Genomic DNA, 25,604 nt, shown 5'->3' with positions numbered 1-25,604 from the left:
AACATCTTAAAGGAGGAACTAGTTTGAAGACTAAGAAGTACCAAATGCTAGTTACAGTTCTTTTCTTAGTAGTCGTGTTAGCGGGATGTTCACAAACAAACCAACCGATTACTTCTGAAAGTACGGGGATTTGGAATGAGTATTTAGTTTATCCACTATCATGGTTAATCACAGCTGTGTCTAAAATTTTTGGTGGAAGCTATGGAATGGCGATTATCGTTGTAACACTTTTAATCCGTTTAGCTTTATTACCATTAATGATTAAACAAATTAGAAGCACTAAAGCAATGCAGTCAATTCAGCCTGAAATGAAGAAACTTAAAGAAAAGTATTCTTCTAAGGATCAAAAAACTGTTCAAAAATTAAATGAAGAAACAATGAAATTGTATCAACAACATGGTGTGAATCCATTATCAGGTTGTTTACCAATTTTCATTCAAATGCCAATCTTAATTGCCTTCTATCATGCAATTATGAGAACAATGGCAATTAAAGCACATGATTTCTTATGGTTCCAATTAGGCCATCCGGATCCGATTTATCTTTTACCGATTATTGCTGGTATCACAACTTTCATTCAACAAAAAGTTTCAATGAGTTCTGGTTCTATGGAAGGACCTGCAGCTCAACAAATGAAAATTATGCTTTATGTAATGCCAGTCATGATTTTAATATTTGCTGTTAGATTACCATCTGCATTAGCTTTATATTGGGTAGTTGGTAATACATTTATGATTCTTCAAACATTATTTGTTAATAAAGGTAGCAATACCGTAAAAAATAAAAATGTAGGAGGGGCTAGTAAGTGAGAGAAGTAACTGCTACTGGTCAAACAATCGAACAAGCAGTTCAAATAGCACTTCAGCAACTTAGTTCAACAGAAGAAGAAGTAGAAATTAAAGTGATCGAAGACGGCAAAAAAGGTTTTTTAGGATTTGGCGCTAAACCTGCAAAAGTATTAGTTGTAAGAAAGCAAACTTTAGTTGAAAAAGCTTTTGACTACCTTTCGAATATTGTTAAAAGTCTTGATGAGACTGCAGATGTTCTATATGAATCACAAGAAAAAGAACAAACCTTCTTATTTACAATAAAAGGTGAAAAAGTTGCTCTTATTATCGGAAAAAGGGGTAATACTTTAAATGCTCTTCAATTCTTAGTTCAAACATTTGTAAACCGTCATTCAAAACAGTTAATTCATGTTGTAGTTGACGCAGAGAACTATCGATTAAAGCGCAAGGAATCGCTTGAAATTCTTGCAAAGAAAACTGCTCAAACAGTTTTAAAAACAAGAAAAGCTGTTTCTTTAGAGCCAATGCCTTCATTTGAAAGAAAAATAATACATCACATACTGACAGATATGCCAAATATCTCTACAAAATCTGTAGGCCAAGATCCACATCGTAAATTAGTTATAGATATTAAGAAACCAATTAGGGGATAATCCTTAATTGGTTTTTTTTTATGTCCTGCATTTCAAGTCATATGAGTTTACTTGTACTTTCGTACGGTTATAATATAAAAACATTCATTTATAAAATTCTTTATGCTATGCTATAGATTTAGAAGTAACATGTTGACTTTCGTTTAACATGCTCCGAGGTGATTTTTTTATGGAATTCGATACAATTACAGCAATATCGACGCCAAAAGGTGAAGGTGCTATTGCCATCGTTCGTCTAAGTGGTGACGAAGCTGTTCAAATAGCAAATAAGTTATTCAAAGAAAAAGATTTAAATATAGTTGACTCACATACAATTCATTACGGCCATCTAGTTGATCCTAGTTCTGGTAATACTTTTGAGGAAGTCATGGTCTCGGTATTAAGAGCGCCAAAGACATTCACACGTGAGGATGTTGTCGAAATAAATTGTCATGGTGGAATTTTTTCGGTTAATAAGGTACTTGAGTTAGTACTTTCGCAAGGGGCTAGATTAGCTGAGCCTGGTGAATTTACAAAACGAGCATTTCTAAATGGCCGAATCGACTTATCTCAGGCTGAAGCGGTAATGGACTTAATTCGCTCTAAAACTGATCGAGCAATGGCTATTGCAATGAACCAAGTCGAAGGTCGCTTATCTAAGCTAGTGAATAGCTTAAGACAAACTTTGCTAGAGATTCTTGCTCATATTGAAGTGAATATTGATTACCCTGAATATGATGATGTTGAGGAAATGACAAATACTGTTTTAATTGAAAAAGCAAAAACAGTTCGAATTGAGATACAGAAACTTTTAGAAACATCAAGACAAGGTAAAATTTTGCGTGAAGGACTTTCTACTGTCATTATAGGGAGACCAAATGTTGGAAAGTCTTCTCTTTTAAATACACTTGTGCAAGAAAGTAAGGCAATTGTAACTGATATCCCTGGTACAACACGCGATGTAATCGAAGAATATGTAAATGTTAAAGGTGTACCACTACGACTAATTGATACAGCGGGTATTCGTGAAACGAAAGATGTTGTAGAGGCGATTGGTGTCGAAAGGTCGAAAAAGGTACTAAATTTGGCTGATCTTGTTTTATTTGTATTAAATAATAACGAACATTTAAGTGAAGAGGACCGCAATTTATTTGCTGAAATGAGCAATAAAGATGTAATCATTATTATTAATAAAACAGATTTATCACAAAAGCTTGATATGAATGAAGTAAAAGAATTAGTTGGCAATGCTACAATTGTAACAACTTCTTTAAAAGAGGAAAAAGGAATTGATGATTTAGAAAAGGCAATTGCAGATTTATATTTTGAAGGCCAAATTGAAGCGCAAGATTTAACTTATTTATCAAACGCTAGACATATTGCACTATTAAAACAATCGGAACAGACGATTAATGATGCGATTGAGGCAATGAAAAGTGGTATGCCAATTGATTTAGTACAAATTGACTTAACAAGAGCGTGGGAGTTGTTAGGTGAAATTGTCGGAGATACAGTTCAAGAAAGTTTAATCAACCAGTTATTTTCTCAGTTCTGTTTAGGAAAATAAAATGGTTAGGAGGAGAAAAAAATGAGTTTTGAAGCAGGCAATTATGATGTAATCGTTATTGGCGCTGGTCATGCTGGATGCGAAGCTGGATTGGCGTCTGCTCGTATGGGCGCAAAAACATTAATGCTAACAATAAATCTCGATATGGTAGCATTTATGCCATGTAATCCATCGGTAGGTGGACCTGCCAAAGGGATCGTTGTACGTGAAATTGATGCACTCGGTGGCGAAATGGGTCGAAATATCGATAAAACACATATTCAAATGAGAATGTTAAATACAGGGAAAGGCCCTGCTGTACGTGCTTTACGTGCACAAGCAGATAAATTTGCCTATCAGCATGAATTAAAGAAAACGATTGAAAATACGGAAAATCTAACACTAAAACAAGGCCTAGTTGAACGACTAATTGTGGAAGATGGACAATGCACTGGAGTAATTACACAAACTGGGGCTATCTATCGTTCGAAGACAGTTGTTATTACAACTGGTACATTCTTACGTGGAGAAATTATTGTAGGAGAATTAAAATACTCAAGCGGACCTAATAATCAACAACCAGCGATTAAGCTTTCTGAGCATTTAGAGGAATTAGGAATTGAACTTGTTCGTTTCAAAACAGGTACGCCTCCACGAGTAAATAGTCATAGTATTGATTACTCAAAAACAGAGATACAACCAGGAGATGAAGTACCTCGCGCGTTTTCGTTCGAAACAGAACCAGTTGAAACAGAGCAAATTCCTTGTTGGTTGACATATACGAGTGAAAATACTCATCAGATCATCGACGATAACTTACACCGTTCGCCGATGTATTCTGGTATGATTAAAGGAACAGGACCTCGTTATTGTCCTTCAATTGAAGATAAAGTTGTCCGATTTAATGATAAACCGAGACATCAAATTTTCTTAGAGCCAGAAGGTAGAAATACTCAAGAAGTGTATGTTCAAGGTTTATCAACTAGTTTACCTGAAGACGTACAAGAAAAAATGCTGCGTTCGATTGCAGGTCTAGAAAATGTTCAAATGATGAGAACTGGATACGCAATTGAATATGATGCAATTGTTCCTACACAATTATGGCCGACATTAGAACTTAAACCAATTAAGAACTTATATACTGCAGGTCAAATTAACGGTACATCAGGTTATGAAGAAGCAGCTGGTCAAGGTTTAATGGCAGGTATTAATGCTGCATGTCGTTCGTTAGATAAAGAAGAGTTGATTTTAGATCGCTCTGAAGCATACATTGGTGTTTTAATCGATGACCTAGTAACGAAGGGGACAAATGAACCATACCGTCTTCTTACTTCTAGAGCGGAATATCGCTTATTACTACGTCATGATAATGCAGATTTACGTTTAACAAAAATAGGTAAAAAACTTGGTTTAATATCTGATGAAAGATATGCTGAGTTTGAACAAAAGAAATTGTTAATTGAGGAAGAAATAGAACGTTTAAAAACTACTCAATTAAGACCAACCAAAGAAGTACAGGAATTAATTGCTCAAAATGGTGGTAGTGAACTGAAAGATGGAATTAAAGCGGCGGATCTTCTACGTCGACCGGAAATGCTTTATGGACATATAGAAACTGTTTCTCCATCTGAAAAAGAGTTACATTCAGATGTAAAAGAGCAAGTTGAAATACAGATTAAATATGAAGGCTATATTGAAAAATCACTTAATCAAGTAGAACGTATGAAGAAAATGGATTTAAAGAGAGTCCCTGAAAATATCGATTATCAAGCTATTCATGGCCTTGCTACTGAGGCAAGACAAAAGCTTGAGCAAGTGCGTCCATTATCAGTTGGTCAGGCTTCGCGTATATCTGGTGTTAATCCTGCAGATATTTCAATTCTACTTGTTTATTTAGAACAAGGAAAAATTGCAAGAATATCGAACTAATAATAGATAGGGGAATTACTAGTGAATAAAGAACAATTTATCGCTGCACTTAAAGATAAAGGGATTCATTTATCAGATTTTCAATTAAAACAATTTGATATATATTTCCACACATTAGTTGAATGGAACAATAAAATGAACTTAACTGCTATTACAGAAGAAGAAGAAGTGTATTTAAAGCATTTTTATGATTCGATTAGCGCTTCATTTTATTTCAATTTTGATGATGAGATGACTATATGTGATATTGGTGCAGGAGCGGGCTTCCCTTCTATTCCAATCAAAATATGTTTTCCATCTATCCGTCTAACAATCGTTGACTCCCTTCAAAAAAGGATTACATTTTTAAATCATTTAGCGAAGGAATTACAATTAGAAAATGTAACGTTTATTCATGATCGAGCCGAAACTTTTGCTAAAAAAGCTGGTATGAGAGAATCTTTCGATGTTGTAACAGCCAGAGCGGTTGCTAGAATGTCGGTTTTAACTGAATTATGCTTACCACTTGTTAAACAAGATGGCTACTTTGTTGCACTAAAAGGTGCTGCGGGCCATGAAGAGTTAGATAAAGCAAAGTATGCAATTAAAACTCTTGGCGGAGAAGTTAAATCTATTAATCACTTTACTCTTCCAGGCGAAGATAGTGATCGAAATATTGTTATAGTAGAAAAGAAACGTAAAACACCAAATAAGTATCCACGTAAACCGGGTACTCCAGGTAAAGAACCGTTAGAAATTTAATATGATAAACTAACAAATGTTTCACGTGAAACATTTGTTATGTTTATTCTATTGTGAACGAAATTCTAAAAGGGTGGGAATCACATTGAAAAGCACATTATCTAGGTTATTTGGCTTGTCAGAAAAGGAAAATGATGATGTTCAGGATTCTGCTTCAAGTAATGAAGTGATACGCCAAATTCCAGTATCAGAAATTGTACCGAATCAGTATCAGCCTAGAACATTCTTTGATGATGAAAAAATTAAAGAATTAGCGCTAACGATTCGAACTCATGGAATTATTCAACCAATTGTCGTTAGGGAAATTAGACCAAAATTTTATGAAATAATTGCCGGGGAAAGAAGATTCAGGGCAGTTTCATCTTTAGGTTGGGCTACGATTCCTGCAATTGTAAAGACGTTTAATGACACAGAGACTGCGTCTGTTGCTCTGATCGAAAATTTACAACGTGAAGAATTATCTCCTTTCGAAGAAGCTGTCGCTTACCAAAAATTAATCGATTTACATAACTTAACCCAAGAAGCATTAGCTCAACGATTAGGCAAAGGTCAATCGACTGTTGCAAATAAATTAAGATTGCTAAAACTTCCCGGGGAAATACAACAGGCCTTATTGGACAAGTCAATTACGGAACGTCATGCTCGAGCACTTATTCCATTAAAGCTTCCACAATTACAAATAACTCTTCTTCAAGAAATAATTGAAAAACAATTAAATGTAAAACAAACGGAAGATAGAGTAGTAATGTTACTTACAGAAACAACAGAAAAAAAACCAAAGGCTAAACGGAAATTCAAGGCTATTAGTAAAGATATTAGAATAGCTATGAATACGATCCGAGAGTCTTTACAAATGGTCACTAAAACCGGTATGAATATTGATAGTCTAGAAGAAGAACATGATGAGTATTATCAAATAACAATTAAAATTCCAAAGAAATAAGACTTAATTCACCCCTTTTCAGTGGTGAATTTTTTTTATCCATTTTTAAATCTAAACACAATGATGAATCCATTCATGATAGAATAGAATATAAGAATTGTTTGTTGTGGAAGGAGTAGATTACATAGTGGTTAAAGTAATCTCTATAGCTAATCAAAAAGGTGGTGTTGGCAAGACTACAACATCTGTTAACTTAAGTGCCTGCTTAGCTCATTTAGGAAAAAAAGTATTACTGGTCGATATAGATCCTCAAGGTAATGCAACTAGTGGTATTGGAATTGAAAAAGCTGATGTTAATCAGTGTGTGTACAATGTATTAGTTGATGATGTAGAGGCGAAAAATGTCATTTTAAACACTGCTATTCCAAATTTCGATATTATTCCAGCAACAATTCAACTTGCTGGAGCGGAAATTGAGTTAGTACCTACTATTTCAAGAGAAGTACGATTAAAACGTGCTTTAGATACAGTAAAAGGTAACTATGATTATATTTTAATAGATTGTCCTCCATCATTAGGTTTATTAACTTTAAATTCATTAACCGCATCTGATTCAATTATTATTCCAGTTCAGTGTGAATATTACGCACTTGAAGGATTAAGTCAATTATTAAGTACAGTCCGTTTAGTTCAAAAACATTTAAATAAAAATTTAGCAATCGAAGGCGTGTTATTAACAATGCTAGATGCTCGTACAAATTTAGGGCTTCAAGTTATTGAAGAAGTAAAAAAGTATTTTCAAGATCGCGTCTATAAATCAATTATTCCAAGAAATGTACGCTTAAGCGAAGCACCAAGTCACGGTAAACCGATCATTACATATGATCCAAAGTCTAGAGGTGCGGAAGTTTATCTCGATCTAGCAAAGGAAGTGATTGATAATGGCTAAAGGTTTAGGTAAAGGTATTGGAGCATTTTTCCAAGATATCAATCAACAAGAAGAGTTAGTTCAAGAAATTGAACTTAAAGAACTTAGACCTAACCCATACCAGCCTCGCAAAGTATTTGACGAAGCAGCGATGTTAGAGTTAACTCAATCTGTAATTGAACACGGAATTCTTCAACCAATCATAGCTAGAAAAAGTATAAAAGGTTTTCAAATTGTTGCTGGAGAAAGACGATACCGTGCAGCAAAAAACGCGGGTCTAAATACAGTACCAGTTATTGTTAGGGAACTTTCCGAAGAACAAATGATGGAGTTAGCTGTATTAGAAAATTTACAGCGAGATGATTTAAATCCTCTAGAAGAAGCTGAAGCATATCAAACCTTAATTGAACAATTACATTTAACTCAAGAGCAATTGGCAAAGAGACTTGGCAAAAGTCGACCACATATTGCCAACTATTTAAGAATCTTAACATTACCCAACTCTGTTCAAAAGATGGTTGAGGAAGGCACTCTCTCTATGGGACATGGAAGAGCACTTCTAGGCCTTAAGCGAAAAGGATTAATCGAAAGTACTGCATTAAAGGTAATCGAAAAAAATCTTAGTGTTCGTGAGGTTGAAGCACTAGTTAATGATTTAAATGAAAATGTTTCACGTGAAACACCAAAGAAAACTTCAAATAAGAACGTATTCTTTAGTGAGTACGAAGATGTTTTACAAGAAAAGTTTGGGACCTCAGTTAAAATAAAGTCAGTTAAAGATAAAGGGAAAATAGAAATTCAATTCTTTAATAAAGAAGATTTGGAAAGAATCCTTTCAATTATAAAATAAGTCATTCTAAGGGAATATTAACTGTGTTGGCTCATCCGATGCATTCAATATTCCCTTGCTGTTTATTGTTTTATAATTGAAAGTTATTATTCTATTACACTAAAATTCTAATTGGCATGTATGTCTTGTTTCAGTTTCTTTTATTGAATTTGCAATAAACTTAGCCATCTTCATAACAAGACTTAATCTAGTGTTTTGTAAAACATAGAATTCCATAAACCCACTAACATTTACTACGCCAGTTAAATTAATCTCACCAACCAGAGGTAGTTCTTTCTTCATAGCAGCGCCAGGTTTTAATGGTCCATTAGATAAACGTACACTGCCAATACTTTTCACGCGACCTAAGCATGCGTCTACAGCAACAATAAACGGATTGTTATACTTCCCTTTAATTCTTTCGAGCTGTTCTGAAAGATTTAACGCATGAATTGGCTCATCAAGAGTACCATAATAACGAAACCTACTTAAGTTTAGTTCTCCTAACATAGTTCCAACAAGAGGACCTAGAGAGTCTCCAGTAGAACGGTCAGTTCCAATGCAAACAAAAACAATTTCTTTATTGTGTAAACTTGGAAGCGACTTACATAAACGATCTGCAAATCGATTAATAGCGTTATCATCATCTAAAAACACTGAATAGTCATCCTTAAATAGGTTACGCAAAGGATTTGCCGAAAATTGCATAATATCGCCTACTTTTCATTTAAGAGAGTAGTATTAGTTTATGCAAAATTTAAACAATTTATACTTTAGTCACCAAATCTTTGTTATTAAATTAAACTATTATTACATTTGTTTATATTTGTAGTTTTTAAATGACAATTCGTTTAGTATTACGTTGAAGTTATTTGAAATGAAATAGGGGGAAAGCATAAAATGAATAACGCGGCGGATACAATAGAGACAGCCGAAAAGACAATAAAAAAAAGCATGTTAACGCCAGATCAATGGGACACCATTTTTCGTTCATCAATAAAAATAGCCTTAATTATCATTGCTTCGGTTTTGGCTGTGAAACTCGGAAGAAAGTTAATCCGTAATCTATTAAAGGTCAATGCAAGGGGTCCATTACAAGTATCAGAAAGAAGATCTGTAACGCTTATTAAGCTGATGGAAAATATAATTGCCTATGTAGTATTTTTTATTGCTGCCTTGACCATTCTTCCGATATTTGGAGTTGAAATTAAAGGGCTTTTAGTTGGGGCCGGAATTGGTGGTGTAGCAATCGGTTTTGGTGCACAAAGCTTAGTAAAAGATATCATTTCTGGATTTTTTATTTTGTTTGAAGATCAGTTTTCAGTTGGTGACTATATAAGGATTCAAACCTTTGAAGGAACGGTGCAATCAATTGGATTAAAGACAACAAAAATTAGAAGCTCAACTGGTGAACTTCATATTATTCAAAATGGAATGATTACAGAAGTAACCAATTTTTCATTACATAATGCAGTTGCCTTAGTAGATATTAGCATTTCATATGAAGGCGATATTGAACACGCGCAAAGTGTAATTGAAGAACATTTAGAAACAATGCCAGATCGATATGAAGATATGGTAAAGGCTCCAGAGTTTCTTGGAATACAAAATTTAGGGCCAACAGAAGTAACATTACGAATCGCTTCGGAAGTTAAAGCCATGACACAGTTTAAAATTTCTAGAGCAATTCGAAAAGAAATTAAGGAAGTACTTGCAAGAAATAACATAGATATGCCGTATCCAAAAATGGTATTATATAAACAACCAGAAGCTAAAAATGAAAATGCGAATGTATAGTTTGTATGCTACTATTTTAAGGATGTGAAATTTTAGCGTGGAAGAAAAATCTTTTAATCTAAACGATATAGTTGAAATGAAAAAACCTCACCCATGTGGTGAGAACAGATGGAAAATTATTCGAATGGGTATGGATATTCGTTTAAAGTGTGAGGGGTGCGAGCATAGCGTGTTAATACCACGCAGAGAGTTCTCACGAAAATTAAAAAAGGTTTTAGTTCGAGCTGAAGAGTAGGCCGATTTTTAAAATCAAAGGGGTATCTAGTAGAGCAATTTTAAGGAATGCTCATATTAGATACCTTTCGTATGTTTAGAAATAATATTTCCTTGTTATTTTTTTTCGAAATCAATATAATTGTGAAAGATTAACTAAGTTCGTATAGGAGTGGAAAATATGCCATTAACAGCAGGTATCGTAGGTTTACCAAACGTAGGAAAGTCGACATTATTTAATGCAATTACACAAGCTGGTGCTGAATCAGCAAACTATCCTTTTTGTACAATTGACCCAAATGTAGGTGTAGTAGAAGTACCAGATTATCGTTTAGAAAAATTAACAGAATTAGTTCAACCAAAAAAAACTGTTCCAACAACTTTTGAATTTACTGATATCGCAGGAATCGTAAAAGGTGCAAGTAAAGGTGAAGGTTTAGGGAATAAGTTTTTATCTCATATTCGTGAAGTAGATGCAATTTGCCAAGTAGTTCGTTGTTTTGCAGACGATAATATTACTCACGTATCTGGAAAAGTTGATCCAATTGCAGATATTGAGACAATTAACTTAGAGTTAATTCTTGCAGACTTAGAATCAGTTGAAAAACGTATTGATCGTGTAGCAAAATTAGCAAAGCAAAAAGACAAAGATGCATCTTATGAGCATGAAATTTTAGTGAAATTAAGAGATGCATTTGAAAGTGATAAGCCAGCTCGTTCAGTAGAGTTTACAGAAGAACAAATGAAAGTAGTAAAAGGATTACACTTATTAACGACAAAACCAATGCTTTACATTACAAATGTTGGCGAAGATGATCTTGCAGATTCTTCAGATAACGAATATGTTGAAAAAGTAAAAGCATTTGCAGCAGAAGAAGGTTCACAAGTAATTGTAATTAGTGCGAAAATTGAAGAAGAAATTGCTGAGCTAGATGACGAAGAAAAGCGCACATTCCTTCAAGAGCTAGGGATTGAAGAATCAGGTTTAGATCAATTAATTCGTGCAGCTTATTCTTTATTAGGACTAGCTACTTATTTTACAGCAGGTGTACAAGAAGTAAGAGCTTGGACATTTAAAAAAGGCATGAAAGCTCCACAATGCGCTGGCGTAATCCATACTGACTTTGAACGTGGGTTTATCCGTGCAGAAACAGTTTCATATGAAGATTTAGCGAATTACGGTAACATGACTTCAGCAAAAGAAGCTGGTAAAGTACGTTTAGAAGGTAAAGAGTATATTGTTCAAGACGGAGATGTAATGCACTTCCGTTTCAATGTTTAATAAATAAGCAACTCAATTATTGATTTGCTATCTAAAAAAAACTATGCTATAATTTTAACTCGTGAGTGATTAATAAAATTGCTCCTTGCCCTTAATTGGGCCGTTAGACCAAAAGGAGGTGACATTGTGATGAATAAATACGAAATCATGTACATCGTTCGTCCAAACATGGAAGACGAGGCACAAAAAGCATTAGTTGAGCGTTTCAACAGCGTTTTAACTGAACAAGGTGCAGAAATCACAAACGTTAAAGAGTGGGGTAAACGTCGTTTAGCTTATGAAATTAACGATTTCCGTGATGGACACTACATGCTTGTAAACGTTTCTGCTAAACCAGAAGCTGTACAAGAATTCGATCGTTTAGCGAAAATCAGCGAAGATATCATCCGCCACATCGTTATTCGTGAAGAAGAAAAATAATATTTTTAAAAGCTTTAGGGAGGTAGGAATCAGATGATTAATCGTGTTGTACTTGTAGGTCGCCTAACAAAGGATCCAGATTTACGTTATACGCCAAGTGGGGTTGCCGTGGCAACATTTACTCTAGCGGTGAATCGTACCTACTCAAATCAGCAAGGCGAAAGAGACGCAGATTTTATTAACTGTGTGATCTGGAGAAAACCTGCTGAAAACGTAGCAAACTTCTTGAAAAAAGGAAGTTTAGCTGGTGTTGAAGGTCGTATTCAAACTAGAAGTTTCGATGGTCAAGATGGTAAGAGAGTATATGTAACTGAAGTTGTAGCTGACTCTGTTCAATTCTTAGAACCAAGAAATGCGTCAGGTAACCAAGGTGGTTCGTTCGGTGCGAACCAACAAAATCAAGGTTTTAACGCTGGAAATCCTTTCGAAGCACCATCTCAAAAGCCTAGCTTTAATGATGATCCATTTGGTGGGACAAGCAAAACGATTGATATTACTGATGACGATCTTCCTTTCTAAATAATAAAAACAAGGTAATGCCGAACGAAAAGCATTACTAAAAAACAAATTTTTAAGTAGAGGAGGGAAATAACAATGGCAATGGGTGGACGTAAAGGTGGACGCGCTAAACGTCGTAAAGTTTGTTACTTTACTTCAAATGGCATCACTACAATCGACTTCAAAGATACTGAGTTATTAAAACGTTTCGTTTCTGAGCGTGGTAAAATTTTACCTCGTCGTGTAACTGGTACTTCTGCGAAATACCAACGCAAATTAACGATCGCGATCAAACGCTCTCGTCAAATGGCATTATTACCATACGTAGCTGAATAAGCTGCATAATAAAAAGTACAGCATTCTCGTGCTGTACTTTTTTTGTATTTATGAAAAAATAAATTTTATGGTAAAATAAGAAATAGTATGCTTATCGTAAATAAGTAGAAGTAGTTGAAAGGAGCTAAATTTTGAAATCAACCCGCTTTATTACTGAAGGTGCAGTACTCTTAGCAATCTATTCAGTACTGTTACTAATATTTAGGTTCGTACCATTTCTCTCGTTAATAATGGCTTTCCTTATGCCACTGCCATTTATTATTCTTAGTATTAAATATACAATCAAAGAGTCACTTCTAATATGTTGTGTGGCACTTGGATTGACACTTGTTATCACTTCTTTCTCTTTACTCCCTGTTACTTTAATGTATTCGACAGTTGGAATTGCAATTGGATATTTAATAAAGAATGAGAGAAGTAAAGGCGAGATTTTACTTACTAGTACCTTTTTATATTTAATACATACCGTACTTCTGTACATACTATCTAAAGCAGTTTTTCATATTGACATAGTTAAACAGAATATTGATCTGCTAACGGAAGCAATTGAAAAAAGTAAGGAGCTTAGTGCCAGCCTTGGTACAAAAACTAATGATGATGCTTTAAATAATCTTATTCATACTATTAAGTTAATCCCTACATTGCTCCCTTCGTTACTATTAATGACTAGCTTTATACTTGCCTTCTTAACTCAGTTAGTAACCTTTCCATTAATAAGAAGACTTGGTTATAAAATTCCAAAATTCAAACCTTTTAGAGAGTTTAGGCTCCCTGTAGGATTTATGTGGATCTTTTTAATCGTAATGTTTGTTTCGTTTTTTCAGTTAACGCCAGGTAGTTTCCTCAATACCGCAGTCACTAACATGATTTTTGTTCTGCAGATTTTACTTGTCATTCAAGGGTACGCATCAATATATTATTTTAGTTATTTAAAACAGTTTTCTAAAGCGATCCCAACGACTATTTTGATTGTGAGTCTTTTTGTCCAAGCATTAACTAGTATAGTTTTACTAATTGGAATCGTTTCAATTGGAATATTTAATAGAAGAAGAAGAAATTAATATTTCACATGTGCTATTTAACTGATTATGTGCGAATAATCTTTAATATGGAAGTTAGATTTTATTTGATTTAGGGGTTGAACTTATGCAAGATTTTCATAAGAAACAGATGTTTCTTATACCCGTCTATCTTTTAACTGCTCTTTCAATATTTCTCATCGGAACTGTAGTCTATATAAAACCTAACATAGGGATCATTTTTATCATTATTTTTTTATGCGTAATATTTCTAGTTGTTAAATTAGAGATAAAATATCGCTATGTTTTAGATATGTATATAGAATCAATTATGTCGAGAGTAAGGAATTTAAGTAACGAAGCAATTACAGAAATGCCAATTGGAGTATTACTTTACGATAGAGAGTACCATATTGAATGGGGTAACCAGTATATTTTAAATATTTTAGACGATCGTTCACTGATTGGTAAACACATATATGATCTATCTGAAGGTTTAATGGCTTTAATTTCAAAAAAAGAGAAAAAAGAAGATGTATTAATAATAAATAAAAGAACGTACCGTGTAGTAATTAAAAGAGAAGCGCGTTATATTTATTTATTTGATGTAACTGAACAGGCTCAGTTGGAAAAATTATATGAGGATCAAAGAACAGTAATCGGAATTATTTTACTAGATAATTACGATGAGATGACACAGGGATTAGATGACCAAGAGCGTTCAAGTGTAAATGGTGCAGTAACAACTATGTTAAATAGTTGGGCTAACATCCATGGGATTTTCTTAAAGAGAGTGTCATCAGATCGTTATAGTGCAGTCTTAAATGAAGGTATTCTTGGCGTATTAGAGAATAATAAATTTTCCATTTTAGATCAAGTAAGAGAAGAAACAACTAAACGAAATTTACCCCTTACGCTAAGTGTTGGCGTCGGTGTTGGAAGTTTAAACTTAACGGAGCTTGGCCAACTTGCACAATCTGGTCTGGATTTGGCACTAGGGCGTGGGGGAGACCAAGTAACTGTTAAAAATATTAATGGAAAAGTAAAATTTTTCGGTGGGAAAACAAACCCAGTCGAGAAAAGAACAAGGGTTAGAGCAAGAGTGATCTCTCATGCTTTAAGAGATTTAATGAAAAGTAGCGCTAATGTTATGATAATGGGTCATAAGTTACCGGATATGGATGCACTTGGTTCAGCGGTCGGTATCTTGAAAATGGTCATGCATAATGAAGTGGATGGCTATGTCATAATTAATAAAGAGGAAGTAGATCGAAGTGTTAATCGTTTGATGAGGGAAATGGGCAAAAACGAACAATTTATGTCTTGTTTTATTTCATCTGAAAAAGCAAAAGAACTTATTTCCGAAGATACATTAATAATCGTAGTGGATACTCATAGACCAACAATGGTTGAAGAAGAATCACTTTTAGATAAAACAGATAAAATAGTTGTTATAGACCATCACCGAAGAGGCGAGGATTTCATTAAAGACGCAATTTTAGTCTATATGGAGCCATATGCTTCCTCTACTGCAGAATTAGTTACTGAGTTATTAGAGTATCAGCCTAAGAAAATTAAATTGAATATGCTTGAGGCAACAGCTTTACTCGCAGGTATTATTGTTGATACAAAAAGTTTCACTTTCCGAACAGGGGCTAGAACATTTGATGCAGCGTCATACTTGCGAACTAATGGAGCAGATACAATTCTAGTACAAAATTTACTAAAACAAGATATGAATGAATATATACGCAAAGCAGAATTAATTGAAGAGGCCTATATGTACAAAAACGGCTTTGCAATTAGTTATGGAAAAGATAATGTGAATTACGAACAAGTATTAATTGCAAAAGCTGCAGACACCTTATTAACGATGACTGATGTCATTGCGTCGTTTGTAATTGCAAAAAGATCGGATAATATTGTTAGCATTAGCAGTCGTTCATTAGGTAATATAAATGTACAATTGATAATGGAAGAGCTAGGCGGAGGCGGTCATTTAACCAATGCGGCCGCACAAATTGAATCTTCTTCAATTAAAGAAGTAGAACAGAGCTTATTGGAAATAATTGATCAATACATTGAAGGGAGAACGAACAAATGAAAGTAATTTTCTTAAAAGATGTAAAAGGAAAAGGTAAAAAAGGGGAAACTAAAAATATTGCAGACGGCTATGCGAGCTTCTTAATTAAAAATGGAGACGCAGTTGAGGCTACTGCAGGTAACGTAAAAACGCTTGAAGCGAAAAAAAATAAAGAAGTAAAAGATGCACAAATTGAATTAGAAAATTGTAAAAAACTAAAAGAGAACATTGAAGCATTAACTGTTGAGTTAAAAGCTAAATCTGGTGAAGGTGGTCGTCTTTTTGGCTCGATCACAAGTAAACAAATTGCAGATGAGCTTCAAAAAGTACATGGTATTAAATTAGATAAGCGTAAGTTTGAAATGAATGATGCAATTAGAGGACTTGGCGTTACAAACATTAAAGTAAAATTGCATCCTGAAGTTAGTGCAACTTTAAAAGTACACGTAAAAGAACAATAAGAAAAACAAGCATCTGGAGGACTATAAATGAGTGATTTGCTAAATGATCGTACTCCACCACAGAATATAGAAGCTGAACAGGCAGTATTAGGGGCCATATTGTTAGACTCAGAGGCTTTGATCTCAACTTCAGAACGGCTTTTACCAGATGACTTTTATCGGGCTGCCCATCAAAGACTATTTGAAGCGATGCTTAAGATTGCTTCAAGAAATGAGCCTCTAGATGTTATTACACTAACTTCTGAACTGGCTAATCAAGGAGTGCTAGAAGAAGTAGGAGGAGTATCATACTTAAATGATTTGTTGGCTTCAGTACCAACGGCATCTAACGTTGAATATTATGCAAAGAGCGTTGAAGAAAAATCTACTTTAAGAAAATTAATTAGAACGGCTACAAATATTGTGACGGAAAGCTATGCGCCAGATGTCCCAGTAGATGTCGTTTTAAATGAAGCTGAAAAAAGTATTTTACAAGTATCACAGCGCACAAGCGTTTCAGGCTTTCAAAGTATTAAAGATGTAGTATTTACTACATTTAGTAAAATTGAGACATTGTTTAATCAACGTGGTGAAACCACAGGTGTGCCAACAGGATTTACTGATCTAGATCGTATGACAGCAGGATTTCAGCCAAACGATTTAATCATAGTAGCAGCCCGACCTTCAGTAGGTAAAACAGCCTTTGCGTTGAATATTGCACAAAACGTAGCAACAAAAACAGATGAAAACGTAGCTATCTTTAGTCTTGAGATGGGGTCAGATCAACTTGTTATGCGTATGCTTTGCGCAGAAGGGAATATTAACGCACAGGCATTGCGTACAGGTAATCTCGAACAAGAGGACTGGAATAAGCTCACAATGGCTGCTAGTAGCCTTGCAGGAACAGGTATCTATATTGATGATACACCTGGTATAAGAGTAAATGACATACGAGCTAAGTGTAGAAGATTAAAACAAGAGCATGGTTTAGGTATGATCTTAATTGATTATTTACAGCTAATTCAAGGTAACGGAAAAAGTGGTGAAAATCGTCAACAAGAAGTATCCGAAATTTCGCGATCACTTAAAGGACTGGCGAGGGAACTAAAGGTGCCATTAATAGCCTTATCTCAGCTGTCACGTAGCGTAGAATCGAGACAGGATAAACGTCCGATGATGTCTGATATTCGTGAATCGGGAAGTATTGAGCAAGATGCTGATATTGTTGCATTCTTATACCGTGACGATTACTATGATAAGGAATCAGAGAATAAAAATATTATTGAAATCATTATTGCTAAACAAAGGAATGGTCCAGTAGGAACTGTTTCATTAGCATTCGTAAAAGAATATAACAAGTTCGTAAATCTAGAACGAAGGTTTGAAGATGAGCATGCACCTGGTGCTTAGCGGAAACCATCTAAAAAATAATCACATAGTGAATCTATGTGATTATTTTTTTTTGTTAGGGTAAACTATTTTTATCAAATTCTTTTGTTAGTAATTACGAACAAATAAAACTTAGAAAAGAAATAATTCAAGAGATTTATTGACAAATTCCGTAAGTTTGATATACTAGTTTTGGTTTTAGTTCGGAAATAGCGTATTTTTAATCGGAGGTGCAGTACATTGTCATCAGTAGTAGTAGTTGGTTCTCAATGGGGAGACGAAGGAAAAGGAAAAATTACTGACTTTTTATCACAACAAGCAGAAGTAGTTGCTAGGTATCAAGGTGGTAACAATGCAGGTCATACAATCGTTTTTAATGGTGAAAAGTACAAACTTCATTTAATTCCATCAGGTATTTTCTTCTCAGATAAAATCTGTGTAATTGGAAATGGTATGGTTGTAGATCCTAAAGCTTTAGTTCAAGAGCTAGCATACTTACATGATAAAGGTGTTTCAACTGATAACTTACGTATTAGTAACCGTGCTCACGTTATCTTGCCTTATCATTTAAAACAAGATGAGCTAGAAGAAGAGCGTAAAGGTGATAATAAAATTGGTACAACTAAAAAAGGTATTGGACCAGCTTACATGGACAAAGCTGCTCGTGTAGGAATCCGTATGGCAGACCTTTTAGATAAAGAAGAGTTTTACGATAAATTAAAGCGTAATCTTGAAGAGAAAAATAACTTATTTGAAAAAATGTATGATTCTAATTCACTAAATATTGAAGATATTTTTGAAGATTATTATGAGTTCGGACAACAAATTAAAAAATACGTTTGTGATACTTCTGTTGTATTAAATGATGCGATTGATGGTGGCAAACGTGTATTATTTGAAGGTGCACAAGGTGTAATGTTAGACATCGACCAAGGTACATACCCATTCGTTACTTCTTCTAACCCAGTTGCAGGTGGAGTAACAATTGGTTCTGGTGTTGGCCCAACAAAAATTAATCATGTTGTTGGTGTATGTAAAGCTTATACTACTCGTGTTGGTGAAGGTGCTTTCCCAACTGAGCTTTTCGATGAAATCGGAAATACAATTCGAGAAGTAGGTCGTGAATACGGTACAACTACTGGAAGACCAAGACGTGTTGGTTGGTTTGATAGCGTAGTAGTTCGTCATGCTCGTCGAGTTAGCGGTATTACTGATTTATCACTTAACTCTATTGACGTATTAACAGGTCTAGAGACTGTGAAAATTTGTGTAGCATACAAATTCCGTGGAGAAACAATCACTGAGTTCCCAGCTAGCTTAAAACAGCTTGCAGAATGTGAACCAGTTTATGAAGAACTTCCAGGTTGGACAGAAGATATTACAGGAGTAAAAACACTTAATGAACTACCAGTAAATGCGAGACATTATGTAGAACGTGTTTCACAATTAGTAGGTATTCCGTTATCTGTATTCTCTGTAGGTCCAGATCGTAATCAAACTAATATCGTACGTAACGTTTACGGAGCTTAATATAATAAAAAAGCCCTTAAATAAAACTTTTAAGGGCTTTTATTATTTTATTTTAAAAAAACTATTGCAAATTTATTAGAAAGTATGATAAGATAAATCTTGTCGTCATGACTAGTACTTAGTTTATGAAGTTTATATATAATTTTGAGCCATTAGCTCAGTTGGTAGAGCATCTGACTTTTAATCAGAGGGTCGAAGGTTCGAATCCTTCATGGCTCATCTTTTCAAATTAATGTGGCCCGTTGGTCAAGCGGTTAAGACACCGCCCTTTCACGGCGGTAACACGGGTTCGAGTCCCGTACGGGTCATCCTTTTATAAAACAAATATTGGTCCCGTGGTGTAGCGGTTAACATGCCTGCCTGTCACGCAGGAGATCGCCGGTTCGATCCCGGTCGGGACCGCCATATAATGGCTCGGTAGCTCAGTCGGTAGAGCAGAGGACTGAAAATCCTCGTGTCGGCGGTTCGATTCCGTCCCGAGCCATCATAAAAAACTACTGTATATACAGTAGTTTTTTATTTTATCTTTAGTTTTTTATAAAAATGAAAAATTTTAGGTTAGTTAAAAACAGTTCGATTTTACAAAAAAACATACTTAATTTAAAATAGAAATAAGTGGAATAGACCTCTAGCAACAAGCTAGAGGTTTTTTTCAAAAAAATCTAGTGTAGAGATGGATATAGAATAACAGTAGTCTTATTATATTTAGAGAGAAATCCACAAAACGAAATTACTATGAATAGTTTATTTGTTGCCTAATTTAATAGTAAATTGCAAAAGATATGTATAGAATTGATGGCGGCAAAAACTGACTAGAAAAGGAGTGCGGGGAATGAATAAGAAAATATTAATAGTCGATGATGAAAAACCAATTGCTGATATACTAAAGTTTAATCTAGAAAAAGAAGGTTTTGAAATTGTTTGCGCGTATGATGGAGAGGAAGCATTACAAAAAGTAGATGAATTCCTTCCTGATCTAGTTTTATTAGATATCATGCTACCAATTAGAGACGGTTTAGAAGTGTGTAGAGAGATTAGAAAGAATCACGAAATGCCAATCATTATGATTACAGCAAAAGATTCTGAATTAGATAAAGTACTAGGTTTAGAAATGGGAGCAGATGACTACGTTACGAAGCCATTTAGTACACGCGAACTACTTGCTAGAGTAAAGGCCAATTTAAGAAGGCACCAAACTGGAACTACATCTGAAAAAGAAGAATCAGTTGAAGTAGTTATTGGTTCACTTGTCATTAATCCAAACGCTTATATCGTAACAAAACGTGGTGAGAAGATCGAGTTAACCCACCGTGAGTTCGAATTACTTTATTATTTAGCAAAACATATCGGACAGGTTATGACGAGAGAACACTTACTACAAACGGTGTGGGGCTATGACTATTTCGGAGATGTTCGAACTGTTGACGTTACAATTCGTCGACTTCGTGAAAAAATTGAGGACAATCCAAGTTATCCACTATTTATTGTAACAAGACGAGGAGTAGGTTATTACCTGCGTGATCCGGAGCAAGATTAATGGCAGCTTACAATAAAGTTGGTTTATTTAAATCAATTGTTTTTAAATTTGTACTTGTTTACATCTTACTAATATTGGTCGCTATGCAAATCATCAGTGTTTATTTTTCAAGAGAACTTGAAAAACAACTGGTAAATAGTTTTACTGTGGCGATAAATGAACGAGCTAAGCTATTGGCCTACAATATTAAAATTGAGTATGAAAAAAAGAAAACGTTAGATGATCCTGAGGTAAAAGCTAATATCCAAAAAATCGTTTCTGACTTTGGAAAGAATATTGGAATATCAGACGTAAAAGTTATTAACCAAAATAGTGAAGTGATCGCTACTTCTGATTCAAGTAATCGATCCATAGTTGGTAGAAGAACAACTGATATTTTAATTAAAAGAGCACTGTTAGTTGGTACTAGAACTGAAAAGGTATTAATTGATCCTAAAAATGGTCATCGAATGAAAATCATTGTCACACCAGTAATGGAAGGTGACGAAATTGTATCGGCCATTTATACGAGTGCATCCATGGAAAGCACATATGAAAGAATGGAATTAATTAACCGTATCTTTTCAACTGGAACACTTATAGCAGTCGCAATCACATCCATTCTAGGTATATTATTAGCTAAAGCTATTACAAAGCCGATTTCTGAAATAAGAAGACAGGCGCAGGAAATGGCAAAGGGGAATTTCTCTCGTAAACTAAAAGCCTATAGTGAAGATGAGATTGGGGAGTTAACAATATCATTTAATAATCTCTCACGCAATTTACAACAAGCCAGAGCGTCTACAGATGGAGAAAGAAGAAAACTCCAATCTGTTTTGGAACATATGACTGACGGAGTAATTGCTACTGACCGTAGAGGTAAGATTATTCTTTTAAACGATCCAGCTGAAACGATGCTAAATGTTTCACGTGAAACGGTATTAAACAAATCAATATTAGAAGTATTAGGAATCGAAAAGATTAATGCTTTAGATGATTTATACGATGAACCAGATTCAATTATGTTGGATTATAGTGATAATAAAAGACCTATGATTTTACGTGCTAGTTTTTCAATCATTCAAAAGGAGTCTGGTAAAATTAACGGTCTAATTGCTGTTCTCTATGATGTGACTGAGCAGGAAAAAATAGAGCAGGAACGTAGAGAATTTGTTGCTAACGTTTCACATGAATTAAGAACACCGTTAACGACGATGAGAAGCTATCTGGAAGCTTTATCAGACGGGGCTTGGGAGAATAAAGAAATTGCACCTAAGTTTTTACAAGTAACTCAAGATGAAACAGAACGAATGATTAGGCTAGTAAACGATCTATTACAACTATCCAAGCTTGATAGTACTGAGTATCGTTTAATGAAGGATTGGGTTAATTTCACAGAAATGTTTAATCGTATAATTGATCGATTTGAAATGAGTAAGTCTCAAGAAGTATCATTCAAACGCGAATTTATTAATAAAACAAGATTTGTATTTATAGATGAAGATAAAATTACACAAGTGTTAGATAATATCATTTCTAATGCATTAAAATACTCACCGGAGGGTGGCTCTGTAACTTACCGTATTAAGGAGTCCAGAGATCAAATTCTAGTTAGTATTACCGATGAAGGTATGGGAATTCCAAAAGAAAATCTCTCAAAGATATTTGATCGTTTCTATCGAGTAGATAAGGCTAGATCAAGACAAGTTGGAGGAACTGGCCTAGGCCTTGCATTAGCAAAAGAAATGATTTACGCGCACGATGGTCATATTTGGGCTAAGAGTGAAGAAGGAAAGGGCACTACTGTCTATTTCACACTTCCTGTGGCTGATGATCAAGAGGATGAGTGGGAATGAGAAGAGAACATATAAAATCAGTTATATTAACTACTCTTGTTTTAGTAAGCTTAGTTCTTTCATATAGCTTATGGTCATATCAACCAACATACGATGTTATTGAAAATCAAGACTATGTGCAAAAGGTTTCTATAGGTGCGAAAAGGGACTTCAAAGACATCGTAATCCCTAATTTATTAGTTGTTCATGAAACAAATAAAAATTATGTAACAACTAGACAAGATAATATCTCACCAATTTATAGGGCATTGCAGAAAGCTGAAATTAAAAATTTCGAAAACTTAACAAATAAAACGTCTTCACTTTCTTTCGAGTCGATTACAAAAGGAAAAAATAAAATAGAAATTATCTTTCCAACTGTGGTACCAATTGAGACTTTAAGCAAAGTTCTTAAATTAGACGCGAAGAGATTACAAAACGTTCTATTTGACCGAATTATAATCACTTTATCTACTAAACCAGATACTTCAGCTAGAGTATATTTTTCGAATGAGGCACAAAACATCCTATATGAGGCTACTTTTGATAATTCTTCAATTATTTCATCTGTTGAAAAGTTAAGAGATAGTTACCATAGCTTTACTGATAGCGTAAAGTACAAGCTAGAATCAGGTAAAATGATTTATTTACCGAAAAAACCAATTAAATTAACAACAATGGAGTTCCTAACAACAGATATTGATGTAGATAAATTAAAAGATGCTATTTTTAGTGATCCATCAAATGTTCGAAAAGAAAACTCTGATTCAGGAGACACATACACAGACGGTACTAGATTGATGACAGTTTCACCTTTAAATCGTTCGATTGCATTCGTTAACCCGACAGCGACTGAGAATAATAATAACCAAAGTCCTAATTTATTAGTTCAAAGAAGTGTTGATTTTATCAACGCTCATGGTGGATGGACCGACGGATATATTTTGGCAAGAGTCAGACCAGAAAATAATGAAGTTTCTTTTAGACTTTTTGTAAATAATTTACCGGTCTATAATAATGCAACACTTACGACGAGTTGGGGCGTAGATGATATTGAAACGTTTAAGCGTCCGTTGTACAAGTTTAGAATCCAAGCGGATAAAAAAGAAAGTGAAATAGAGTTATTGTCTGGTTCTCAGATTATGGAAGTAATTGCAAATAACAAGTCGATCAATAAATCCCTCATTAAAGATATTAGTCTAGGGTATGAGACGGTATTTGATGATTTTAAAACATCAATAAATCAGCCTTACTATAACAGAGCGATTCAATTGAAGCCTGTTTGGATCATTAATTACGGTGATTCATATAAGAAGATCGATCAAGATATGCTGAGCAGAACTGGGGTGAATATTGTTGGATTGGAGTAGAATCAAAACAATATTTATTTTAACTTTTTTAGTTTTAGATATCTTTTTAGCGATTCAATTTTACCAAAAGAGAAGTAGTGATCAGTTTGATACGATGGCGGAGTCAAGTATTGAGGAGCAGTTGAAGGAAAATGATATCACATATGTGACATTACCAAAAAATACTTTGAAGGAATCCTATATTTCCGGCAATAGTAAGGACTTTTCGAAAAAAGTAATGGCGGATCGAAAAGGACAAGATATACAAATTTACAAAGATGTATTACAAAGTCAGTTAAAAAAACCAGTTCCAATTGCAGAGAGTAATCGGACTCTCTTCTTGGAGAATTTTGTAAAAGAGTATGTTTGGAATGGAAATAGCTATCATTATTGTCAAACAGATCAAAACACTAAAACCATTTATTTCTGTCAAACCTATAAAGATCGGCTTATTTATAATATCTCAAGCTCAGTAGTTATATTAAATTATAACGATAAAAATGAGATTTACGGATATAAACAAAAGTATTTAGAAAACTTAAAAGAAATGGTCGATAAAAAAAATATACAAGAGGCTTTACCAGCAATTAAAGCAATTGAAAATTTATATGTTAAAGATGAGTTAAAACCAAGTGATCGCATTACAAAAATTGATTTTGGTTATTATACAGTAATCCCATTATCAACGGGAGTAAAATTCATAGCGCCAGCATGGCATATCGTTGTGAACGAACATCAGGATTACTTTGTAAATGCAATCGAGGGACAGATAATAAAGATGGATAAAAAACAATGGAGTGAGTATTGATGAGTTTGCATTTTAGTGTACTTGCCAGCGGAAGTACCGGAAATGCGTTATACGTTGGGACGGAGAAAACTAAGCTTTTAGTTGATACAGGGCTAAGCGGAAAAGCGATGGAGTCTTTATTTAAAGAAATCAACAGGGACATAAAAGAAGTTTCAGGAATTCTAGTCACACATGAGCATAGTGATCATATCAAAGGCCTTGGAGTTCTTGCCAGAAGATATCAAGTTCCTATCTACGCAAATGAAAAAACTTGGAAAGCAATGAACCATTTAATCGGAGAAATTCCAACAGAGCAAAAGTTCATTTTTAACATGGAAACGACGATTCAGTTTGGGGATATAGAAGTTGAATCATTTGGTGTATCACATGATGCTGCTGAACCAATGTTTTACGTATTTCATCATAATGGGAAAAAATTTGTTACAATCACAGATACAGGCTATGTAAGTGATCGAATGAAGGGAATCATTTCAAACGCAGATATGTACATTTTTGAAAGTAACCATGATGTAGAGATGTTACGCATGGGTAAATATCCGTGGAGTATAAAACGTCGCATATTGAGTGATGTTGGTCACGTATCAAATGAAGATGCTGCACTTGCAATGGCAGATGTAATTGGGGATAAAACTAAACGTATTTATCTTGCCCATTTAAGCCAAGATAATAATATGAAAGAGCTTGCCAAAATGTCTGTTACACAAACGCTTGAGGGAAAAGGATTTGACGTCGGAATGCAATTTGAGCTACACGATACAGATCCTCAAAAGCCAACAGATATAGTGTATGTATAATAATAAACGTACAAAGGGG

Annotated in this window: 25 protein-coding genes and 4 tRNA genes; 28 read left to right on the top strand and 1 reads right to left on the bottom strand. The window is 34.4% G+C overall.

Translation table 11 applies throughout. From position 1 onward, the window contains the following. Positions 1–44: 44 nt before the first annotated feature. From spoIIIJ to ACFCYN_RS02125, 8 genes are all read left to right on the top strand, one after another. Positions 45–809 carry a YidC family membrane integrase SpoIIIJ gene (spoIIIJ, locus tag ACFCYN_RS02160; protein WP_172447751.1) on the top strand — a complete coding sequence of 255 codons (765 nt, stop codon included), beginning with the start codon at positions 45–47 and terminating at the stop codon, positions 807–809. Further along, positions 806–1,441, top strand: coding sequence for an RNA-binding cell elongation regulator Jag/EloR (jag, locus tag ACFCYN_RS02155; protein ID WP_172446566.1), 636 nt, complete (start codon positions 806–808; stop codon positions 1,439–1,441). Before spoIIIJ ends, jag begins: the two co-directional genes overlap by 4 nt. A gap of 169 nt (positions 1,442–1,610) precedes the next feature. Then, complete coding sequence (gene mnmE / locus ACFCYN_RS02150) at positions 1,611–2,987, top strand: tRNA uridine-5-carboxymethylaminomethyl(34) synthesis GTPase MnmE (protein ID WP_172446565.1); 1,377 nt, start codon at positions 1,611–1,613, stop codon at positions 2,985–2,987. A gap of 21 nt (positions 2,988–3,008) precedes the next feature. Next, the gene (mnmG, locus tag ACFCYN_RS02145; protein ID WP_375947201.1) at positions 3,009–4,895 is read left to right on the top strand and encodes a tRNA uridine-5-carboxymethylaminomethyl(34) synthesis enzyme MnmG; all 1,887 of its coding nucleotides are present in this window, start codon (positions 3,009–3,011) and stop codon (positions 4,893–4,895) included. Between the two features lie 21 nt (positions 4,896–4,916). Next, positions 4,917–5,636, top strand: coding sequence for a 16S rRNA (guanine(527)-N(7))-methyltransferase RsmG (rsmG, locus tag ACFCYN_RS02140; RefSeq protein WP_172446563.1), 720 nt, complete (start codon positions 4,917–4,919; stop codon positions 5,634–5,636). Positions 5,637–5,721: 85 nt separating this feature from the next. After that, positions 5,722–6,579, top strand: a complete 858-nt coding sequence (noc, locus tag ACFCYN_RS02135) for a nucleoid occlusion protein (protein WP_172446562.1) — start codon at positions 5,722–5,724, stop codon at positions 6,577–6,579. 127 nt (positions 6,580–6,706) lie between these two features. Next, a complete protein-coding gene (locus tag ACFCYN_RS02130) occupies positions 6,707–7,468 on the top strand; it encodes a ParA family protein (RefSeq protein ID WP_025568951.1) in 762 nt (253 codons plus the stop codon). Continuing rightward, on the top strand, positions 7,461–8,297 hold the full coding sequence (locus ACFCYN_RS02125; RefSeq protein ID WP_098119083.1) for a ParB/RepB/Spo0J family partition protein: 837 nt from the start codon (positions 7,461–7,463) through the stop codon (positions 8,295–8,297). Before ACFCYN_RS02130 ends, ACFCYN_RS02125 begins: the two co-directional genes overlap by 8 nt. Before the next feature lie 99 nt (positions 8,298–8,396). Here the strand turns inward: ACFCYN_RS02125 and yyaC are convergent, their stop codons facing one another. Then, on the bottom strand, positions 8,397–8,984 hold the full coding sequence (gene yyaC / locus ACFCYN_RS02120) for a spore protease YyaC (RefSeq protein ID WP_172446561.1): 588 nt from the start codon (positions 8,982–8,984) through the stop codon (positions 8,397–8,399). A 192-nt stretch (positions 8,985–9,176) separates the two neighbouring features. Between yyaC and ACFCYN_RS02115 the strand changes: the two genes are divergently transcribed. From ACFCYN_RS02115 to ACFCYN_RS02020, 20 genes are all read left to right on the top strand, one after another. Next, positions 9,177–10,073 carry a mechanosensitive ion channel family protein gene (locus tag ACFCYN_RS02115; RefSeq protein ID WP_172446560.1) on the top strand — a complete coding sequence of 299 codons (897 nt, stop codon included), beginning with the start codon at positions 9,177–9,179 and terminating at the stop codon, positions 10,071–10,073. Between the two features lie 37 nt (positions 10,074–10,110). Then, positions 10,111–10,308, top strand: a complete 198-nt coding sequence (locus ACFCYN_RS02110) for a DUF951 domain-containing protein (RefSeq protein ID WP_098119080.1) — start codon at positions 10,111–10,113, stop codon at positions 10,306–10,308. A 159-nt stretch (positions 10,309–10,467) separates the two neighbouring features. Further along, positions 10,468–11,568 (top strand): redox-regulated ATPase YchF, encoded by a 1,101-nt coding sequence (gene ychF / locus ACFCYN_RS02105; protein ID WP_375947197.1) that lies wholly within the window; start codon positions 10,468–10,470, stop codon positions 11,566–11,568. A gap of 129 nt (positions 11,569–11,697) precedes the next feature. Next, a complete protein-coding gene (gene rpsF, locus ACFCYN_RS02100) occupies positions 11,698–11,988 on the top strand; it encodes a 30S ribosomal protein S6 (protein WP_088012667.1) in 291 nt (96 codons plus the stop codon). 33 nt (positions 11,989–12,021) lie between these two features. Next, a complete protein-coding gene (gene ssb / locus ACFCYN_RS02095; RefSeq protein WP_172446558.1) occupies positions 12,022–12,507 on the top strand; it encodes a single-stranded DNA-binding protein in 486 nt (161 codons plus the stop codon). Between the two features lie 81 nt (positions 12,508–12,588). Continuing rightward, positions 12,589–12,822, top strand: a complete 234-nt coding sequence (gene rpsR / locus ACFCYN_RS02090; RefSeq protein WP_056467298.1) for a 30S ribosomal protein S18 — start codon at positions 12,589–12,591, stop codon at positions 12,820–12,822. Positions 12,823–12,953: 131 nt separating this feature from the next. Then, positions 12,954–13,883, top strand: a complete 930-nt coding sequence (locus ACFCYN_RS02085; RefSeq protein ID WP_375947195.1) for a YybS family protein — start codon at positions 12,954–12,956, stop codon at positions 13,881–13,883. 85 nt (positions 13,884–13,968) lie between these two features. After that, positions 13,969–15,945 (top strand): DHH family phosphoesterase, encoded by a 1,977-nt coding sequence (locus ACFCYN_RS02080; protein ID WP_375947193.1) that lies wholly within the window; start codon positions 13,969–13,971, stop codon positions 15,943–15,945. Further along, positions 15,942–16,385, top strand: coding sequence for a 50S ribosomal protein L9 (gene rplI, locus ACFCYN_RS02075; protein ID WP_098119075.1), 444 nt, complete (start codon positions 15,942–15,944; stop codon positions 16,383–16,385). Before ACFCYN_RS02080 ends, rplI begins: the two co-directional genes overlap by 4 nt. A 27-nt stretch (positions 16,386–16,412) precedes the next feature. Continuing rightward, complete coding sequence (dnaB, locus tag ACFCYN_RS02070; protein ID WP_098119074.1) at positions 16,413–17,774, top strand: replicative DNA helicase; 1,362 nt, start codon at positions 16,413–16,415, stop codon at positions 17,772–17,774. Between the two features lie 219 nt (positions 17,775–17,993). Beyond that, the gene (locus ACFCYN_RS02065; RefSeq protein WP_172446554.1) at positions 17,994–19,283 is read left to right on the top strand and encodes an adenylosuccinate synthase; all 1,290 of its coding nucleotides are present in this window, start codon (positions 17,994–17,996) and stop codon (positions 19,281–19,283) included. A 146-nt stretch (positions 19,284–19,429) separates the two neighbouring features. After that, positions 19,430–19,502, top strand: a tRNA-Lys gene (locus tag ACFCYN_RS02060). A 17-nt stretch (positions 19,503–19,519) separates the two neighbouring features. Continuing rightward, positions 19,520–19,591 (top strand) — tRNA-Glu (locus ACFCYN_RS02055). Between the two features lie 21 nt (positions 19,592–19,612). Continuing rightward, positions 19,613–19,688: transfer RNA gene (locus ACFCYN_RS02050), tRNA-Asp, on the top strand. A 6-nt stretch (positions 19,689–19,694) separates the two neighbouring features. Then, positions 19,695–19,767: transfer RNA gene (locus ACFCYN_RS02045), tRNA-Phe, on the top strand. 348 nt (positions 19,768–20,115) lie between these two features. After that, on the top strand, positions 20,116–20,820 hold the full coding sequence (gene yycF, locus ACFCYN_RS02040) for a response regulator YycF (RefSeq protein WP_172446553.1): 705 nt from the start codon (positions 20,116–20,118) through the stop codon (positions 20,818–20,820). Then, positions 20,820–22,655, top strand: a complete 1,836-nt coding sequence (gene walK / locus ACFCYN_RS02035; RefSeq protein WP_172446552.1) for a cell wall metabolism sensor histidine kinase WalK — start codon at positions 20,820–20,822, stop codon at positions 22,653–22,655. The genes yycF and walK overlap by 1 nt, the downstream gene beginning before the upstream one ends. Next, positions 22,652–24,004 (top strand): YycH family regulatory protein, encoded by a 1,353-nt coding sequence (locus ACFCYN_RS02030; RefSeq protein ID WP_172446551.1) that lies wholly within the window; start codon positions 22,652–22,654, stop codon positions 24,002–24,004. The genes walK and ACFCYN_RS02030 overlap by 4 nt, the downstream gene beginning before the upstream one ends. Continuing rightward, positions 23,991–24,791, top strand: a complete 801-nt coding sequence (locus tag ACFCYN_RS02025; protein WP_172446550.1) for a two-component system regulatory protein YycI — start codon at positions 23,991–23,993, stop codon at positions 24,789–24,791. Before ACFCYN_RS02030 ends, ACFCYN_RS02025 begins: the two co-directional genes overlap by 14 nt. After that, positions 24,791–25,585 (top strand): MBL fold metallo-hydrolase, encoded by a 795-nt coding sequence (locus ACFCYN_RS02020; protein WP_172446549.1) that lies wholly within the window; start codon positions 24,791–24,793, stop codon positions 25,583–25,585. The genes ACFCYN_RS02025 and ACFCYN_RS02020 overlap by 1 nt, the downstream gene beginning before the upstream one ends. Positions 25,586–25,604 lie beyond the last annotated feature (19 nt).

It is taken from the genome of Gottfriedia sp. NPDC056225, from assembly GCF_042267765.1.
In the GTDB taxonomy this organism is placed as follows: domain Bacteria; phylum Bacillota; class Bacilli; order Bacillales; family Bacillaceae_G; genus Gottfriedia.
This window is presented reverse-complemented; position numbering and strand designations above follow the sequence as displayed.